This window comes from Rhizobacter sp. P2_H2, assembly GCF_056403375.1.
In genome coordinates, this window is sequence record NZ_JBFUFP010001588.1 from 1 (window position 1) to 864 (window position 864).

Below are 864 nucleotides of genomic sequence, written 5' to 3' on the forward strand. Positions count from 1 at the left end.
AGGCGGATCAGCCGCCGCTGGCGACCGGCGCCTTCGGTTCGGCGCGCTTCGGGGCGCGTTCGGCAGTGCGGGTGTCGGAGGCGGCCGGTGCGTCGTGGCGCATCGTGCCGGCGAACTCGCCGCCCATCGGCAGCGTGCCTTGCGTGCGGGCCTCGATCASCTCGGCGCGGACTTGCGCGCGGGTCTTCGGCGCGGCGGCGTCCTGGGCCATCGCGGCGGCGCTGCCCAGGGCGAGGGCGACGGTGACGAAATAGGTGAGGGTGGTGCGGTTCATGGTTCACTCCATCGGGTGGGTTCGACGGCGACCTGCTGTCGATGGGGTGGACTGTGGCGAGGCGGCGCCGCCGGCGGTATCGAGATGCGACGAAGGGTTCGTCGCCGTCGCGAACCGCCGGCGTTCCGGCGCGAACGGTCAGAAGCTGACTCGCACCCCCGTCTTCACCGACCTTCCCGGCAGCGGCGACAGATCCCGCACCGTCTGCACCGTCGACGCGCTGTATGCCAACTTGTCGCCCAGGTTGCCGAGCTTCAGGAACCACAGCGCGTCGCTGTTGCCGATCGAGAAGCGCCGCGCCAGCGAGGCGTTGACGATCGCATAGCCGTTCGTCGCCACGTCGGTCGCCGGCACGCGGTTCTGCTTCGCCGCACCGTCCACCTCCAGGCGCCCGCTCCACGGCCCGCTGTCGACGTCCAGCCCCACCAGCGCCCGCAGCGGCGCGACGCGCGGCAGCGCCTCGCCGGTGTCGAGGTTGGTCGCCCGCGTGTAGTCGAGCTTGCCGTCCAGCCCCAGCGTCCAGCCGTCCTGCCGCAGCAGCCGGTGCTTGCCGTTGATCTCGATGCCGTTCAGGCGTGCCCGCACCTGTC

General features: G+C 71.8%; 1 protein-coding gene and 1 pseudogene. Both read right to left on the reverse strand.

The window, feature by feature from the left end:
- Positions 1-7 precede the first annotated feature (7 nt).
- On the reverse strand, positions 8-274 hold the full coding sequence (locus AC1D15_RS34925; protein ID WP_477829686.1) for a DUF4148 domain-containing protein: 267 nt from the start codon (positions 272-274) through the stop codon (positions 8-10).
- 138 nt (positions 275-412) lie between these two features.
- A pseudogene (locus tag AC1D15_RS34930) lies at positions 413-864 on the reverse strand (TonB-dependent receptor); the annotation flags it as partial.